Source organism: Streptomyces sp. RP5T (assembly GCF_003933965.1).
Classification (GTDB): domain Bacteria; phylum Actinomycetota; class Actinomycetes; order Streptomycetales; family Streptomycetaceae; genus Streptomyces.
Window position 1 is genome coordinate 1 of sequence record NZ_RSAJ01000185.1, and the last position, 14,588, is coordinate 14,588.

Genomic DNA, 14,588 nt, shown 5'->3' on the forward strand with positions numbered 1-14,588 from the left:
TTGTTGCGGCCCTTGCGAAACGTCGTCCCGATCGGATGGATCGGCGGCAGATAGACCACGTCGAAGCCCATCGCGGCGATCGCCGGCAGCCTGCGGGCCGCCGTACGGAACGTGCCGTGCGGCTGCTCCGGGGTGCCCTCCGAACGCGGGAAGAACTCGTACCACGAGCCGAACAGGGCCCGCTCCCGCTCCACCAGCAGCGGCAACGACTCCGACGCCGTGATCAGCTCCCGCAGCGGATGGCGCGCCAGCACCGCGTCCACATCCGGCGTCAGCGCTCCCGCCAACCGGGTGGCGACGGGCAGCGAGTCGTCCGCGAGCGTCTTCGCCGCGGCCAGCAGCACCTCGTGCTGCGGTCCCTCGGGGACGCCCGCCGCGGCACGGGTGTGGAGGTCGGCGCCCTCCTCCAGGATCAGACCGGTGTCGAGGCCGGCGGGAACCTTTATGCGGGCGATGTGACGCCAGGTGGCGACCGGATCGCTCCAGGCCTCGACGCGGTACGTCCAGCGTCCCTCGACGTCCGGGGTGACCTCCGCGCCCCAGCGGTCGCTGCCGGGGGACAGTTCCCGCATCGGCGTCCAGGGCCCGTGCCGCCCTTCCGGATCGGTCAGGACGACGTTCGCGGCGACCGCGTCATGGCCCTCGCGGAACACCGTGGCGGTGACCTCGAAGCTCTCTCCGACGACCGCCTTCGCCGGCCGCCTGCCCGCATCCACGGCAGGGCGGACGTCCCGAACCGGGATGCGGCCGATGACCGGGGTGGAACTCATGCTCTCGCCTCCGCCGTGCTCGAGGCCGGACGCTGACTGCGCCCGGCCGGGGATCGAAGCTGCGCCGGAAGGGGGCTACCTCCCCGCGGTGGAACGTTCCGCCGATCTCGGCGGACCGCGTCTCGCGACGGCTCCCGCGCGGGGGAGGTCGGTCTGCTCCTGGAGATACGCCACCACGCTGCTGCGCAGATAACGCTCTGCCGCCTCGGCCGCCTCACGTGCGCAGCGCTTGCCCATCAGCACGCACAGCGTGTAGCCGGAGTCCTCGAAGGTGGCGCGGACGTCGCGGTCGGCGGGGGAGGCCAGCATGACGCGCTCCCACGCGCGGTAGCGCCGCAGTTGCCGGGCGACTTCGGCTTTGGCCGGTAGCAGCATGGCGCCGTCCACCTTTCGGGCTGGAGCAGATCCGGGGCTCGCGAGATCTTCACTCATGGTGCACGGGCGACGACTCAGCGTCTTGTTAGTTCTTCAACTACCTCAGCGGTCGCTCGTGTTGCACGAATGGCGTACCGCTCCCACTCTGGAGTGACTCTGAAGCGATCAGCGCTCACGCTCCGTGTTTCGGGGCCCGGTCCCGCGGGGGCCGGGAGGAGCGGGAGCTTCGCCGGTGAGGAGCGAGCGACGATGAAGACCGCAGTGCCCTGCTACTACCACCTCGACGTGGAGGTCAGCCCGGAACGGGTCGGGCAGGTCAGGCGCATCCTGGCCGCCCACCTACGGCTCTGGGACCTGGAGACCCTGGTCGAGCCCGTCTGCCGCGGTGCCGAACTGCTGCTCAAGGCCATCGACGAGCACGCGACGGACAAGAACACCTCGATCGAGCTGTGGTGGAACGGTCAGCACCTCATCACCGCCGTCGCCGAGAACGACTGCGAGCTGCGCCCGGACCTCGATCTGCGCGCCTGCCTCGAACGGATCGCCGCGATGAGCGACGGCTGGGGCTGCTGCGCCACCGACACCGGCAGCAAGGTCATCTGGTTCTCGCAGCGGGCCCGCGCCGGCGAGCGCGTCCCGCTCGTGCCGACGGCCCCCTCCCCGAGCCTGCGGGAGGTGCTCCAGGTGCCGCGCGAGATGCCGGTCACGGCCCTGGCCACCGCCACCGTCGACGGCGGGTGCTGAGCATGGCGTCGTCCAGGAAGAAGCCGGACAGGAACGGGAAGCGGGTGCCCGCCTGGAGCGGGCACCCCTACCCGCTGGGCGCCTCGTTCGACGGAGAGGGCACCAACTTCGCCCTGTTCAGCGAGGTCGCCGAGCGTGTCGAACTCGTTCTGGTGGACGAGCGGGGCGCCCACACGGGCGTCCCGCTGACCGAGGTCGACGGTTTCGTCTGGCACGGCTATGTGCCGGGCGTCGGACCGGGCCGGCGTTACGGCTATCGGGTGCACGGCCCCTGGCACCCCTCGTTCGGCCATCGGTGCGATCCGGCGAAACTGCTCCTCGACCCCTACGCCAAAGCGGTGGACGGGCAGGTGGACAGCCACCCCTCGCTGCGCACCCCCGAGGCCGACAGCGCCGGGCACACCATGCTCGGCGTGGTCACCGACCCGGCCTTCGACTGGGGCGACGACCGTCCGCCCCGGCGGCCGTACGCGGACAGCGTGATCTACGAGGCCCATGTCCGAGGGCTCTCCCGCACCCACCCGGAGGTCCCGCCGGAACTGCGCGGCACCTACGCCGGTCTCGCGCACCCCGCGGTGATCGACCACCTGACCTCGCTCGGGGTCACCGCCGTCGAGCTGATGCCGGTGCACCAGTTCGTGCAGGACGGGGTGCTCCAGGACCGGGGCCTGGCCAACTACTGGGGCTACAACACCATCGGCTTCTTCGCGCCCCACAACGCCTACGCCGCCCACGGCACGCGCGGCCAGCAGGTCACCGAGTTCAAGGCGATGGTGAAGGCGCTGCACGCGGCCGGCCTCGAAGTCATCCTCGACGTCGTCTACAACCACACCGCCGAGGGCAACGAGAAGGGGCCCACGCTCTCCTTCCGGGGCATCGACAACGCCTCGTACTACCGGCTGGTGGACGGCGACTGGGAGCACTACTACGACACCACCGGCACCGGGAACAGCCTGCTCATGCGGCACCCCTACGTGCTGCAACTGATCATGGACTCGCTCCGGTACTGGGTCACCGAGATGCACGTCGACGGCTTCCGCTTCGACCTCGCGGCCACCCTGGCCCGGCAGTTCCACGAGGTGGACCGGCTGTCGGCGTTCTTCGACCTCATCCAGCAGGACCCGGTGATCAGCCGCGTCAAACTGATCGCCGAGCCGTGGGACGTGGGGGAGGGCGGCTACCAGGTCGGCAACTTCCCCCCGCTGTGGTCGGAGTGGAACGGCAAGTACCGGGACGCCGTACGGGACTTCTGGCGGGGCGAGCCGCACACGCTCGGGGAGTTCGCCTCCCGGCTGACCGGCTCCGCCGACCTGTACCAGCACAGCCGGCGCCGCCCGCGGGCCAGCGTCAACTTCGTGACCGCGCACGACGGTTTCACCCTGCGCGACCTCGTGTCGTACAACGACAAGCACAACGAGGCCAACGGTGAGGACGGCCAGGACGGCGAGAGCACCAACCGGTCCTGGAACTGCGGGGCCGAGGGCGAGACCGACGATCCCGCGGTCCTGGAGCTGCGGGCCCGCCAGCAGCGCAACTTCCTCGCCACCCTGCTGCTCTCGCAGGGCATTCCGATGCTCTGCCACGGCGACGAACTCGGCCGCACCCAGCGGGGCAACAACAACGCCTACTGCCAGGACAACGAGATCTCCTGGATCGACTGGGAGCTGACCGAGGAGCAGCGCGAGCTCGCCGACTTCACGCGGTACGTGATCGGTCTGCGCGCGGCGCACCCCGTCCTGCGCAGGCGCCGGTTCTTCCGGGGCGAGACCGTGACGCACGCGGGGCAGCCGCTGCCCGACCTGGTCTGGCTGCTGCCGGACGCCCGCGAGATGGCCGAGGCGGACTGGCAGCGCTCCGACGCGCACGCGGTGGGTGTCTTCCTCAACGGCGACGCCATCGCCGAACCCGACGCGCGGGGCAACCGGGTCGTCGACGACTCGTTCCTGCTGCTCCTGAACGGCCACTGGGAGCCCGTCGACTTCCGGCTGCCGGGCCCGGCCTACGGCGAACGCTGGACGACCCTGCTGGACACGGCCGAGCCCCAGGGAGCCGACGAGGCGGAACACAAGGCCGGCACGGAAATGACGGTCGAGTCCCGCAGCCTGGTACTGCTGTCACGCCCGTCCCGCGGGGGTTCGTGACACGGGATGCGCGAAGGGCGAGGGTCTGGGGCCTCGCCCTTCGGGTGTGTGGTGGCGGATGCCCACCTGGCGCGAGGTCGACAGCGAGGCGCGCGCCCTGAAATTGCTCGGGCGCCGGTGCCGGGGCGGTGACACGGGGTGCGCGATGGGCGAGGCTCGGGAGCCTCGCCCATCGGCGTGTGCGGTGTGGGCCGGGACGGCGAAGCGGCGGATGGTGCGCCCGGCACGAGGGCGATGGTGAGGCGCGCGCCCTGAGGCTGCTCGGCGGCCGGTGCTCGCGGGCGAACGCCCGGTATGAGGTGTGTCGCGGAGGCCGGGAGCCGGGGCAGCGCAGCACGGGCCGTGCGAGTGACGTTCCAGGGAGTCGCGCAGGCCCTCGCCCGCAGCCCGCGGCGCCTGGTCAGCGTGTCCTGCGGGTCGTGACCGTGAACTGGGCGCCGTCGGGGTCGCGCAGTACCGCCTCGGTGGCGCCGTGCGAGAGCACGCCACCCCCGTGGACCTCCGCCGCCTTGGCGCAGGCCGCCACGTCCGAGACCGCGAAGTGGACCTGCCAGTGCGGCCGGATCGCGGGATCGGGGGCCGAGCCCAGCGCCCCCGACTCGATGCGCGCGACCACGTCGCCCCCGCTGCGCAGCACCACCTCGCCGCCCTCGTAGCGGACCTCGCAGCAGTCGGCGCGCTCCGTCGCCCAGTCGAGGACCTCACCGTAGAAGATCGCGGCGTCGAACGCGTCGCGGGTGTGCAGTCGGACGAAGGCCGGCTGGGCCTGTCGCCACACCTCCCAGTTGGCGACGAGCTCGCCCTCCCAGACGCCGAAGGTCGCTCCGTCGCGGTCGGAGAGCAGGGCCGCCCGGCCGGGCGGGAAGGACAGCGGGCCGACCGCCAGTGTGCCGCCGCGTTCCTGTACCCGGGCCACCGCCTCGTCCGCGCTCGGCACCGCGAAGTACGGCGTCCAGGCCACCGCCATCTGCCACATCGACGCCACCGCGGCGATCCCGGCGACCGGCGTGCCGTCCGCCAGCGCGACCCGGAAGCGCTCACCGAGCTTCGCGGGCTTCCACTCCCAGCCGAGGACGGCCCCGTAGAAGTCCTCCGTGGTCTGCTGGTCGCGGCTGGTCAGGCTCACCCAGCAGGGGGCCCCGAAGACAGGGTGGTCGGAGACGACGTCCGTGGTCGCGGAGGGGTGTCTCGGATCGTGGTTCATGGCAGTCGCGTCCTGCTCTCGTCGGCCGGCGGCCACCGGGCGGTCTTTCCCCAGTGTCCGTCCGGAACCGCTCCGGGCGCCTGCCGAGTACCCCGGGGGCGCCGCCGAAACGGTGGTCCGTTCGCCTCCGCCCGGTGGCGGGGGCCCGCCCCGGTGACACGATGGAGAGGTGCCAGTCGTACCGAACGAACCCGCCGACGAGTCGGACCGGATCTTCGCCCTGGAGGAGGAGATCGGCCAGCTCAAGGAAGCCGTGGCCTCCCATGCGGTCGTGGACCAGGCCATCGGCATGGTCGTCGCGCTCGGCAGGGTCACCCCGGACGAGGGCTGGGAGGTACTGAAGGACGTCTCCCAGCACACCAACATCAAGCTGCGCAACGTCGCCGAGCTGATCCTCATCTGGGGGCGGTCCGGGCAGATCCCCCGGGAGATCCGCGTGGAGCTGGAGGAGGCTCTCGACCGCTACGGCCCCACGCAGGTCCCGGGTACGGCGTCCGGGTGACCGGGTCCGGTCGGCCCCGCCCGAGGGGGCTCAGCCGTCGTCGGCCAGGACCTCCTCGCGCAGCTGCGCGAAGCATGTGCTGAGCAGCCGGGAGACGTGCATCTGGGAGATGCCGAGTTCCTCGGCGATGCCGCTCTGGGTCATGCCCCGGAAGAAGCGCAGGTACAGGATCGTCCGCTCACGCTCGGGCAGGGCCTTGAGACGGGGCCCGACGGCCACCCGGTCGACGACGACGTCGTAACCGGGGTCGGGGCAGCCGAGCGCGTCGCTCAGGGCGTAGCCGTCCGTGCCGGGCATCACCGCTTCCAGCGACAGCGCCGAGAAGCACTCCAGCGCCTCCGCGCCGGTGCGGACCTCGTCCTCGGTCAGGTGCGCCCGCTCGGCGATCTCGGCCACGGTGGGCGCCCGGCCGGGGGTCTGCGCGAGCTCCTTGGACGCCTGCCGGACCCGGTTGCGCAGGTCCTGCACCCGGCGCGGCACGTGCAGCGTCCACATGTGATCGCGGAAGTGCCGCTTGATCTCGCCGGTCACGGTCGGCACCGCGTACGCCTCGAAGGCGCTGCCGCGTGCCGGGTCGTAGTGGTCGACGGCCTTGACGAGCCCGAGCGCGGCCACCTGGTAGAGGTCCTCGAGCGACTCCCCGCGGCCCCGGAAGCGGACGGCGATCCGCTCGGCCATGGGCAGCCACAGTTCGACGAGCTCGTCCCGCAGAGTCTTGCGCTCCGGGCCGTCGGGCAGCCGGGCCAGGCGATCGAACGCCGCGTTGGTGTCGGGGGCGTCGTCGTGCGGATGCGGCTTCGTTCTGGTGGCGACCGACATGTCGCGCACCTCCCTGAGCGGGTGCTGGATGGACAGACACCGTGGGAGACGCGTACTCGGACCCTGAGGAGACATCCGGGGCCCGTCGCACGGGGCACCCACGGAAGTGCCTCCTGTCCGAAGCACATGAGACAGAATTCCCCCTCTCGGGTGAAATGAAACAAAAACGCTGATCATCCCTTATGGGCTTGACCGGACTTTGGGAGAGTTACCTCTGACTCAGAGGTAACGTCGACGGTGTGGACGACGAGACCTTTCCCGAAGAGCTGGCCGACGCGCTCGTCGGCGTCCAGCGGCTGCTCAGGCGCAGGCTGCGCGCCGGACTGACCGCGCCGCGGCTGCGCGGCGCCGAGGTCGAACTGCTGCGCCTGGTCGAGTCACGCCCCGGCATCGGTGTCTCGGACGCCGCCAAGGAGCTGTTCCTGGCCGGGAACTCCGTCTCCACCCTGGTCAACCAGCTGGTCAAGGAGGGTCACCTGGTCCGCGAGACCGACCCCGCCGACCGGCGCGCCGTCCGGCTGCTGCTCACCGAGAAGGCGGGGGCGCGGCTGGCCGACTGGAAGCAGCGGCGGGTCGCGCTCGTGAGCCGGCACGTCACCCGGCTGGACGCGGCCGATCAGGATGCCCTGCGTGCCGCGCTCCCCGCCCTGCGCGCGCTCGCCGTCGATCTGCACGAGGAGGCCGAGGACGCATGACACCCGAAGCCGTGTCCTGCACGGGGCTGACCTATGCCTTCGGGGACACCAGAGCCGTGGACGGCCTGGACCTGACCGTCGGCGAGGGCGAGGTCTTCGGACTGCTCGGCCCCAACGGCGCCGGCAAGACCACCGCCATCCGCTGCATCACCACCCTGCTCCCCGTGCCGGCCGGCATGGTCCACGTCTTCGGCCGCGACACCGCCGACGACCGGATGGGCGTACGCCGTCTGCTCGGCTACGTCCCGCAGCAGCTGTCCGCGGACGCCAACCTGACCGGCCGGGAGAACGTCACCCTGTTCGCCCGCGTCTTCGACGTCGCCCGCAGGGAACGTGCCGAACGCGTCGCCCAGGCCCTGGCCGCCGTCGACCTCACCGATGCCGCCGACCGGCTCGCCGGCACCTACTCCGGCGGTATGGTCCGCCGGCTGGAGCTCGCCCAGGCGCTGGTCAGCGCTCCCCGGCTGCTGATCCTCGACGAGCCGACCATCGGCCTCGACCCCATCGCCCGTACCGGCGTGTGGGAGCACATCAACGCGGTACGCGAGGCGACCGGCATGACGGTGCTCGTGACCACCCACTACATGGACGAGGCCGACCAGCACTGCGACCGGGTCGGCCTCATGCACCGCGGCCGCGTGCGCGCCCTCGGCACCCCTGGCGAACTCAGGCGGCGACTGGCCGAGAAACGGGGCACCGACACGCTGCCGACCCTGGAGGACGTCTTCCGGGACGTCGCCGGCAGCGGACTCGAGGACGAGGGAGGGGATTTCCGCGATGTCCGAAGCACCCGCCGCACCGCGAACCGTGTCGGCTGACATCGGTCTGCTGCTGAAGCCGCCGGAGCCCCGCGCGGGCTGGCGGCTGCTGCCCGCCCGGATCGTGGCGATGTGCGCCGTCGAGCTCCAGAAGCTCCGCCACGACCGCACCGAGCTCTACACCCGCGCCGTCCAGCCCGCCCTGTGGCTGCTGATCTTCGGCCAGACCTTCACCCGCATCAAGGCGATCCCCACTGAGGGCATCCCCTACATCGACTACCTGGCACCCGGCATCATCGCCCAGTCGGCGATGTTCATCGCGATCTTCTACGGCATCCAGATCATCTGGGAGCGGGACGCGGGCATCCTGAACAAACTCCTGGTCACCCCCACCCCGCGCTCGGCACTGACCACCGGCAAGGCCTTCGCCGCCGGGGTGAAGTCGCTGATCCAGGCCGCCGTCGTCATCGTCATCGCCGCCCTGCTCGGCGTGTCCCTGACCTGGAACCCGCTGAAGCTCCTCGGCGTCGGCGTGATCGTGATCCTCGGCTCGGCGTTCTTCTCCTGCCTGTCGATCACCATCGCCGGCATCGTGCTGAGCAGGGACCGGCTGATGGGCATCGGGCAGGCCATCACCATGCCGCTCTTCTTCGGCTCCAACGCCCTGTACCCGCTGTCCGTCATGCCGGGCTGGCTCCAGGCCGTCAGCAAGGTCAACCCGCTCAGCTATGAAGTCGACGCCCTGCGCGGCCTGCTCCTCGGCACGCCCGCCCATCTCGCGCTCGACTTCGGGGTGCTCGCCGTGGCCGCCCTGCTCGGCATCACCGCGGCCTCCTCGCTCCTGGGCCGGCTGGCCCGTTGATCATGAGGGCGGAACGTGATGTGCGGCACGCCCGCGGAAGGGTTTTTCCAGCCGATCGGCGGATTCTTCCTGCGCACGGCTTGATCAGCGATCAAAGGGGGTGAATTCCCTGGCCACAGCGCATTCTGCTCATTTGACAGTGCATTGAGCACACAGATAGGAAGCAGCTCTCTGAGGTCGAAGAGGTGCACCGTGTACGAGCCCAACGTGGTCGGGGACTGGCAGGAGTACGACGAGCATGCCGGTCTGCGTGTCCGCGTCCACCGTCTGGAGGCGGCCGAGCCGCCGCGTGGACGCGACGACGCCGCCGAAGGGCTCACGTACTTCAGCGTCCGGGTGACCGTCGAGAACCGGGGCGACCGGCATCCGACCGTCCATCTCGAGGACGGCCAGATCGACGTGCGGGTCGGCGCCGACGGCGAGAGCGCCTTCATCGACTGGCGCAACTCGCAGTTCATCGAGGGCTTCGACGTCTACCCGCTGCGCCGCGCCACCGCCGTGCTGTTCGCGGCCGGACCCGAGGCCAGCCTCGGTCAGATCGACGTGCAGATCCAGCTGCGGGTCGACGACGAGTGGGCCGACCGGCGCCTGTGGGCGGGCGGCATCGGACTCGACGAGGGTGCCGCGCACGTGGGCGTGGGCCGCGAGGGCCTGGCCTGCCAGATCAGCAACTTCCTGCGGGACCAGGCAGAAGAGGGCACCGCCTGATCCCGCGCGGGCCTCAGTGCGGGATGCCGTCGATGATCTCGCGGGCGCCCTGACGCAGCAGCGCCACGGCGACCGAGGTGCCCAGCGTGGCCGGATCGAGCCGGCCGGCCCACTCGTGGGCGTTCAGCCGCGTCTTGCCGTCCGCGGTGAACACGCAGGCCCGCAGCGACAGTTCGCCCCCGTGGTCCACGCGCGCGAATCCCGCGATCGGGCTGTTGCAGTGGCCCTGGAGGACGTGCAGGAACATCCGCTCGGCGGTGGCCTCCCGGAAGGTGTCCGGATCGCCCAGCGCGCTGACCGCGTCGATCAGCTCGCTGTCGCCCTCCCGGCACTGGAGGGCGAGGATGCCCGCGCCGATCGGCGGCATCATCGTCTCGGGGGAGAGGACCTCGCTGATCACGTCCTCGCGGCCGATGCGCTCCAGACCGGAGACCGCGAGCAGCAGCGCGTCCGCCTCACCGGCCTCCAACTTGGCCAGCCGACGGTTGGCGTTGCCGCGGAACGGCACGCACTCCAGGTGCGGGTGGCTGGCGGCCAGCTGGGCCACCCGGCGCACCGAGGACGTGCCGATCCGGGTGCCCTCCGGGAGCTCGTCCAGGGTGAGGCCGCCCGGGTGGATCAGGGCGTCACGGATGTCGTCCCGCTTGAGGAACGCCGCGAACGTGGTCCCCGCGGGCAGCGGCCGGTCGGCGGGCACGTCCTTCACGCAGTGCACCGCGAGGTCCGCCTGGCCGGCCAGCAGCGCGGCGTCGACCTCCTTGGTGAACGCGCCCTTGCCCTCGACCTTGGACAGGTCGCCCATCCACTTGTCGCCCGTCGTCTTCACGGGCACGACCTCGGTGCGCACCGAGGGGTACAGGGCTCCCAACTCACTGCGGACGCGCTCCACTTGGGCCAGCGCCATCGGCGAGTCGCGGGAGACGATACGGACGAGTTCCGGGAGAGACATGCGGGACACGATAGACCCTGCGGAGGGTCCGTGTTCGGCGCTCAGGGACCAACGGGCAGGGAGTAGCGCACCTTTTGCCCGGCCCGGGCACCCAAACGGTCGTAGAACCGCATGGCCCCGTCGTTCCAGGTCGGTGTCTGCCACTGCACCTCCTGGAGCCCCAGCGCGCGGGCCTCGGCGACCACGGCGTCCACGAGCAGCACACCGATTCCGAGGCCGCGGTGTTCGGGGAGCAGGAACAGACAGTCCATGTGCAGATACTCGAGGCCCCGCCAGGTGGAGAGTTCGGGCGCGCAGGTGGCGTAACCGGCGAGGTCCCCGTCCGGCAGTTCGGCAACCAAGCAGCGCAGCCGGGGCGCGGGCGGGTCGAAGAGGAGCGCGGCGAGCCGGTCCGGCAGGTCCCGCGGGGGCGGCGCGGCCCGCTCGTACTCCGCGTGCCGGGCGGCGAGTTCGGCCACCGCGGGCAGGTCGGCGCGCACGGCGTGCCGGACCAGGGGCGCGTCGCTCATCGGACGTCGCCCGCGACCGTGTCCGCGCCCCAGGCGGTGAGTCGCTCGGCGAGCGGCCCGGTGCCGTCCAGGACGTGCCGGGAGTACGCGTCCCGTTCGTGCGCGAGGACGGCGGCCTCCCACACGCAGGGCGCGAGTCCCGCCCGGCCGGGCCGCAGCGCGTCGGGCCTGCCCGCCGGCCCGGAGTAGATCGCCAGGTCCGCCATGTCGCCCTCGATCCAGCTGTGGACCAGGACGTAGTCGCCGTCGCCGCCCGCGTGCACGATCAGCACGGCGAGCCCCAGCGAGCCCCGCAGCGGGCCGATTCGAGATGGCGTGCCGCGATCCGCAGACCGGCCTCGGCGTCCTGGCCGGTCACGGTGCGGCCCGGCGCCTCCAGCGCGTACACCTTCACGAGGTGACCGGCGGCCTCCCTGATGCCCAACGGCCGTGCGGGACGGGCGTGGTGGGTGTCGGAGAGGGCGAGCAGGGCCCCGGTGTCGACGGCGGCGGACAGTTCCTCCTGAAGATCCATCCGGTCATCATCGGATGCGGCCCCGGGAGGCGTCCAGGGTCGCCCGCGCGGCGACGGAGCCGGTCCGGTGCGTGCTCCCCGGACGGGGCTCAGGCGAGCGGCTCGCTGAGTTCGACCGAGCGCAGGGCGGCCGCGAGGGCCTGTTCGTCGCCGATGTCCAGGGCCGTGTCGGTGAGCTTGATGACGTGTTCGTCGCCGTGGTCGAGAGCGCGTTCCACGACCTCTTCCGGAGTGAGACGTGCCGCGGGGACGTGGGCGGCCGGTGCCGCGGGCGCGTACATCGCCGTGACCGCCGCCGACGCCGTCCAGGCCGCGTGCAGGCTCGGCACCCACTGGTCGCGGGGAAGGGAGTCCAGGGTCCGCAGGACCGCGTTGGGTGCCGTGGCCGCGTGCACGAGCATGGTCGGCTCGCCGTGGCCGTGGGTGGCGTACCGGTGGGTCGCCGCGCGGACGAGTTCGGTGAGCCGCTCCTTGGCGCTGTCCGGGTCCGTGACGTCGCGCGCCCACACGGGCAGCCGTCGTACCGCGGCCAGGCGGCTGCGGAATCCGAGATGCCCCGGCTCGATGGCGGGTACGGCCTCCAGGGCGTCCTCGGCGGTCCTCGCGTCCGGCAGCTCCGCGAGCCCGGTCACGGGCTGGTGCCGGGCCGCCCAGTAGCCCAGCGCGTGCGCGAGTTCGGTGAGCCGGGGCGCGTTCTCCTGGGCCCGCACCGCGCGGACGGCGTGGCCCAGCCGGATGACGGTGTGGGTGGCACCGCCGTACATGCCCGGCAGCAGGCGCGGCCACCACTCGGCGAGGACGTCCTTCCAGGGGCGCTCGGCGAGGGCACGGGCGTAGTAGTCGGTCCAGTCCGCGATCCGGCGCGGATCCCCCAGTGCCAGGCGCCAGTTGTCGTCGGTGACGGGGGCGGTGCGGTCGGGGAAGTCCTCCAGCCTGTCCCGGTACAGGTCCAGCCACCGGTGCACCGAGCCGGCCCGTCCGTGCGCGGCGAGCGCCTCGACCACCATGGGGGCGTGGTTGCTCAGCCAGCCCTCCCGCTCCGGCCCGGCCGCGTGGACGCGGTCCAGGGCCTCTTCGAGGTGCCCGCTCGTGTCGCTCGTGTGGGTCATGTCCATGAACAGGACGCTAGGCCGCGGGCGTTCCCGGTGGATCGGGCGCGGGACGGAACCCGCGGGCGCGGGGGACCTAGGTCCCGCGCCCGATCGTGTCACCGGATCAGGCGTTGGGGTCGAAGGAGATCCCCGACGGCTTCGCCGACGACAGGTGCGCGGCGAAGTTGGAGTCCTTCAGGCCGAAGTTGGCGCTGCCGAAGTCGTACGCGCTCAGCTTGTCGCGCAGCCCCGACGGGTAGCCGTTCCAGCCGACCAGCGGCGGGTACTGCCAGGTGCCCTTGGCGTTCTCCGGCGGCTCGTCGTTGGTGTTGGCCAGCCGGAAGCAGTGCGTGCTGATGCCGTCCTTGTGGTAGACGATCTTCGCGTGCGTGCCGTCGAAGCGGACGCCGGAGGCCGCGGTCACCGTGAACGAGCCGTGGTTGGACGTCGACACGTACTGGACCGTGCCGTTCTGCACCCAGATCACGACGTGCTCCCAGTCGTGCCGGTGCCCGCCGATGCTGCTGCCCGATATCGCCTGGTCCTTCTCGAAGTAGAGGCCGTACAGGTAGGCGCACCAGCCGTTGTTGCACTTGTAGCGCGAGTACGTGTTGGTGTTGTCCAGGTCCGAGGGGTCGTGGCACTCGCCGCTGAGCGAACCCGTCGGCTTCAGACCGCCGTTGATGGTGCCGTCGGGGCCGATGGCGGGCGTCGAGTAGCAGCCGTCCGTGTCGTAGTCGAAGGCCGGCTGGTAGGTGAACTCGGCGCTCTCGGCGTTGGCGGGCAGCGCCGTGGGCGGGGCGGCGAACGCGGCGGAGGGGAAGGCCACCACGAGCGCGGCGGCGCCGGCCAGTCCGGTGAACCATCGCCTGCTGTGCTTCTTGAACGACGGTGACGACACCGCGTCCTCCTCATGATCCGGGCGCAGCCCAACGGCTGTGGGGTTACTGGGGAGTTCAGCTTCCCGACTTTTCATGTCCGCGCCAAGAGGGCGAAGGCATCGCTCCGGTTACGGCTCGCCGTCCGGATCATGAAGGCGGGTCGGGGAGGTCGGCCGAGGAGTCCTCCGGTGCCAGATCCGGCCGCAGTCGCAGCCAGGACGGCTGACGCAGCAACCCCGCCCGGGTGCGGGTGCTGTAGCGGACCTCGCCGACCAGCAGGGGCAGCACCCAGCGCGCGCCCGGGACCCGCGGCGCCGGCTCGAAGGGGCACACGTCCGTCGCCGCGGCTGCCAGCAGCGAGGCGAGCTCCGTCCGTTCCGCCTCGCTCCAGCCGGTGCCCACACTGCCGACGTACCGCAGGACGCCCTCGCCCCGCTGTCCGACCAGCACCGCGCCCGGCAGGCCCGTGAGCCGGCCCTTGCCGGGCAGCCAGCCGCCCACGACGACGTCCTCGCTGCGCATGTTGCGGATCTTGATCCAGGCGCGGGAGCGCACTCCCGGTTCGTACAGCGAGTCGAGGCGCTTGCAGACCAGGCCCTCCAGACCGTGCTCACGGGTGGCGCGCAGGGCCTGTTCGCCGTGGCCGACCAGCGCGGCGGGAGTGGACCAGTGCGGACCGGCGAGCCGCAGGTCGTCCAGGCGCGCCCGCCGCTGCGCGTAGGGGAGGGTGAGGAGGGAGCGCCGCCCCAGGTGCATCAGGTCGAACAGCACGAGATGGACGGGTGCTTCGGCCGCCCGTCGCGCGGCCCTGCCGGGGGAGTGGGCCAACTGCATGCGCGGTTGCAGCAACTGGAAGTCCGCGCGGCCCTGTTCGTCCAGGGCCAGGATCTCCCCGTCGAGCACCGCGGGTGTCGCGCCGAGCGCGGTGCCCAGCGACCGCAGCTCGGGGTAGGCGCCGGTGATGTCCTCCCCGGACCGGGCGCGCAGCACCACCTCGCCGTTCCCGGTGAGGTAGGCCACCGCCCGCTGGCCGTCCTGCTTGGTCTCGTAGGCCCAGCGCGCGTCC

General features: G+C 71.7%; 18 protein-coding genes. 7 read left to right on the plus strand and 11 right to left on the minus strand.

Going from position 1 to position 14,588, the window contains the following annotated elements; genetic code table 11:
- Both EHS43_RS20300 and EHS43_RS20305 read right to left on the minus strand, forming a co-directional pair.
- The coding region (locus EHS43_RS20300; protein WP_125192191.1) for a maltotransferase domain-containing protein at window positions 1-770 on the minus strand (770 nt) is incomplete at its 3' end.
- A gap of 75 nt (window positions 771-845) precedes the next feature.
- Window positions 846-1,145, minus strand: a complete 300-nt coding sequence (locus EHS43_RS20305) for a DUF5133 domain-containing protein (protein ID WP_125192192.1) — start codon at window positions 1,143-1,145, stop codon at window positions 846-848.
- A 249-nt stretch (window positions 1,146-1,394) separates the two neighbouring features.
- Between EHS43_RS20305 and EHS43_RS20310 the strand changes: the two genes are divergently transcribed.
- Window positions 1,395-1,889 (plus strand): pep a2, encoded by a 495-nt coding sequence (locus tag EHS43_RS20310; RefSeq protein WP_125192193.1) that lies wholly within the window; start codon window positions 1,395-1,397, stop codon window positions 1,887-1,889.
- Window positions 1,890-1,891: 2 nt separating this feature from the next.
- Window positions 1,892-4,030 carry a glycogen debranching protein GlgX gene (gene glgX, locus EHS43_RS20315; RefSeq protein WP_125192194.1) on the plus strand — a complete coding sequence of 713 codons (2,139 nt, stop codon included), beginning with the start codon at window positions 1,892-1,894 and terminating at the stop codon, window positions 4,028-4,030.
- Window positions 4,031-4,430: 400 nt separating this feature from the next.
- Here the strand turns inward: glgX and EHS43_RS20320 are convergent, their stop codons facing one another.
- Window positions 4,431-5,234 (minus strand): VOC family protein, encoded by an 804-nt coding sequence (locus tag EHS43_RS20320; RefSeq protein ID WP_125192195.1) that lies wholly within the window; start codon window positions 5,232-5,234, stop codon window positions 4,431-4,433.
- A 169-nt stretch (window positions 5,235-5,403) separates the two neighbouring features.
- Between EHS43_RS20320 and EHS43_RS20325 the strand changes: the two genes are divergently transcribed.
- Complete coding sequence (locus EHS43_RS20325; RefSeq protein ID WP_125192196.1) at window positions 5,404-5,736, plus strand: ANTAR domain-containing protein; 333 nt, start codon at window positions 5,404-5,406, stop codon at window positions 5,734-5,736.
- A gap of 30 nt (window positions 5,737-5,766) precedes the next feature.
- Here the strand turns inward: EHS43_RS20325 and EHS43_RS20330 are convergent, their stop codons facing one another.
- Window positions 5,767-6,555 carry an RNA polymerase sigma factor SigF gene (locus EHS43_RS20330; protein ID WP_125192197.1) on the minus strand — a complete coding sequence of 263 codons (789 nt, stop codon included), beginning with the start codon at window positions 6,553-6,555 and terminating at the stop codon, window positions 5,767-5,769.
- Window positions 6,556-6,794: 239 nt separating this feature from the next.
- Between EHS43_RS20330 and EHS43_RS20335 the strand changes: the two genes are divergently transcribed.
- The 4 genes from EHS43_RS20335 (at window position 6,795) to EHS43_RS20350 (ending at window position 9,578) form a co-directional block, all read left to right on the plus strand.
- Window positions 6,795-7,250: a MarR family winged helix-turn-helix transcriptional regulator gene (locus EHS43_RS20335; RefSeq protein WP_125192198.1), complete on the plus strand. Its 456-nt coding sequence runs from the start codon at window positions 6,795-6,797 to the stop codon at window positions 7,248-7,250.
- Window positions 7,247-8,068, plus strand: coding sequence for an ABC transporter ATP-binding protein (locus tag EHS43_RS20340; RefSeq protein WP_125192199.1), 822 nt, complete (start codon window positions 7,247-7,249; stop codon window positions 8,066-8,068). Before EHS43_RS20335 ends, EHS43_RS20340 begins: the two co-directional genes overlap by 4 nt.
- On the plus strand, window positions 8,028-8,870 hold the full coding sequence (locus EHS43_RS20345) for an ABC transporter permease (protein WP_125192200.1): 843 nt from the start codon (window positions 8,028-8,030) through the stop codon (window positions 8,868-8,870). The genes EHS43_RS20340 and EHS43_RS20345 overlap by 41 nt, the downstream gene beginning before the upstream one ends.
- A gap of 192 nt (window positions 8,871-9,062) precedes the next feature.
- Window positions 9,063-9,578 (plus strand): hypothetical protein, encoded by a 516-nt coding sequence (locus EHS43_RS20350; RefSeq protein ID WP_125192201.1) that lies wholly within the window; start codon window positions 9,063-9,065, stop codon window positions 9,576-9,578.
- Between the two features lie 13 nt (window positions 9,579-9,591).
- Here EHS43_RS20350 and hemC read toward each other — a convergent pair whose 3' ends face one another.
- The 7 genes from hemC to EHS43_RS20380 form a co-directional block, all read right to left on the minus strand.
- Entirely contained in the window at window positions 9,592-10,527 is a 936-nt protein-coding gene (gene hemC / locus EHS43_RS20355) for a hydroxymethylbilane synthase (protein ID WP_125192202.1), read from the minus strand.
- 41 nt (window positions 10,528-10,568) lie between these two features.
- Window positions 10,569-11,036, minus strand: coding sequence for a GNAT family N-acetyltransferase (locus tag EHS43_RS20360; protein ID WP_125192203.1), 468 nt, complete (start codon window positions 11,034-11,036; stop codon window positions 10,569-10,571).
- Window positions 11,033-11,308 (minus strand): hypothetical protein, encoded by a 276-nt coding sequence (locus EHS43_RS47890; RefSeq protein ID WP_260470627.1) that lies wholly within the window; start codon window positions 11,306-11,308, stop codon window positions 11,033-11,035. The genes EHS43_RS20360 and EHS43_RS47890 overlap by 4 nt, the downstream gene beginning before the upstream one ends.
- Window positions 11,302-11,550 (minus strand): hypothetical protein, encoded by a 249-nt coding sequence (locus EHS43_RS47895; protein WP_260470628.1) that lies wholly within the window; start codon window positions 11,548-11,550, stop codon window positions 11,302-11,304. Before EHS43_RS47895 ends, EHS43_RS47890 begins: the two co-directional genes overlap by 7 nt.
- Window positions 11,551-11,639: 89 nt before the next feature.
- The gene (locus EHS43_RS20370) at window positions 11,640-12,665 is read right to left on the minus strand and encodes a questin oxidase family protein (RefSeq protein ID WP_125192204.1); all 1,026 of its coding nucleotides are present in this window, start codon (window positions 12,663-12,665) and stop codon (window positions 11,640-11,642) included.
- Between the two features lie 100 nt (window positions 12,666-12,765).
- Window positions 12,766-13,542 carry an NPP1 family protein gene (locus tag EHS43_RS20375; protein ID WP_125192205.1) on the minus strand — a complete coding sequence of 259 codons (777 nt, stop codon included), beginning with the start codon at window positions 13,540-13,542 and terminating at the stop codon, window positions 12,766-12,768.
- 127 nt (window positions 13,543-13,669) lie between these two features.
- A partial coding sequence (locus EHS43_RS20380) for an ATP-dependent DNA ligase (protein WP_125192206.1) occupies window positions 13,670-14,588 on the minus strand: 919 nt, incomplete at its 5' end.

What these genes read in the sequence shown, in the direction of transcription:
- EHS43_RS20330 (WP_125192197.1), bottom strand. Translation starts at nt 6,555, where the DNA reads ATGTCGGTCGCCACCAGAACGAAGCCGCATCCGCACGACGACGCCCCC.
- glgX (WP_125192194.1), top strand. Translation starts at nt 1,892, where the DNA reads ATGGCGTCGTCCAGGAAGAAGCCGGACAGGAACGGGAAGCGGGTGCCC.
- hemC (WP_125192202.1), bottom strand. Translation starts at nt 10,527, where the DNA reads ATGTCTCTCCCGGAACTCGTCCGTATCGTCTCCCGCGACTCGCCGATG.
- EHS43_RS20310 (WP_125192193.1), top strand. Translation starts at nt 1,395, where the DNA reads ATGAAGACCGCAGTGCCCTGCTACTACCACCTCGACGTGGAGGTCAGC.
- EHS43_RS20345 (WP_125192200.1), top strand. Translation starts at nt 8,028, where the DNA reads ATGTCCGAAGCACCCGCCGCACCGCGAACCGTGTCGGCTGACATCGGT.
- EHS43_RS20305 (WP_125192192.1), bottom strand. Translation starts at nt 1,145, where the DNA reads ATGCTGCTACCGGCCAAAGCCGAAGTCGCCCGGCAACTGCGGCGCTAC.
- EHS43_RS20360 (WP_125192203.1), bottom strand. Translation starts at nt 11,036, where the DNA reads ATGAGCGACGCGCCCCTGGTCCGGCACGCCGTGCGCGCCGACCTGCCC.
- EHS43_RS20320 (WP_125192195.1), bottom strand. Translation starts at nt 5,234, where the DNA reads ATGAACCACGATCCGAGACACCCCTCCGCGACCACGGACGTCGTCTCC.
- EHS43_RS20340 (WP_125192199.1), top strand. Translation starts at nt 7,247, where the DNA reads ATGACACCCGAAGCCGTGTCCTGCACGGGGCTGACCTATGCCTTCGGG.
- EHS43_RS47895 (WP_260470628.1), bottom strand. Translation starts at nt 11,550, where the DNA reads ATGGATCTTCAGGAGGAACTGTCCGCCGCCGTCGACACCGGGGCCCTG.
- EHS43_RS20370 (WP_125192204.1), bottom strand. Translation starts at nt 12,665, where the DNA reads ATGGACATGACCCACACGAGCGACACGAGCGGGCACCTCGAAGAGGCC.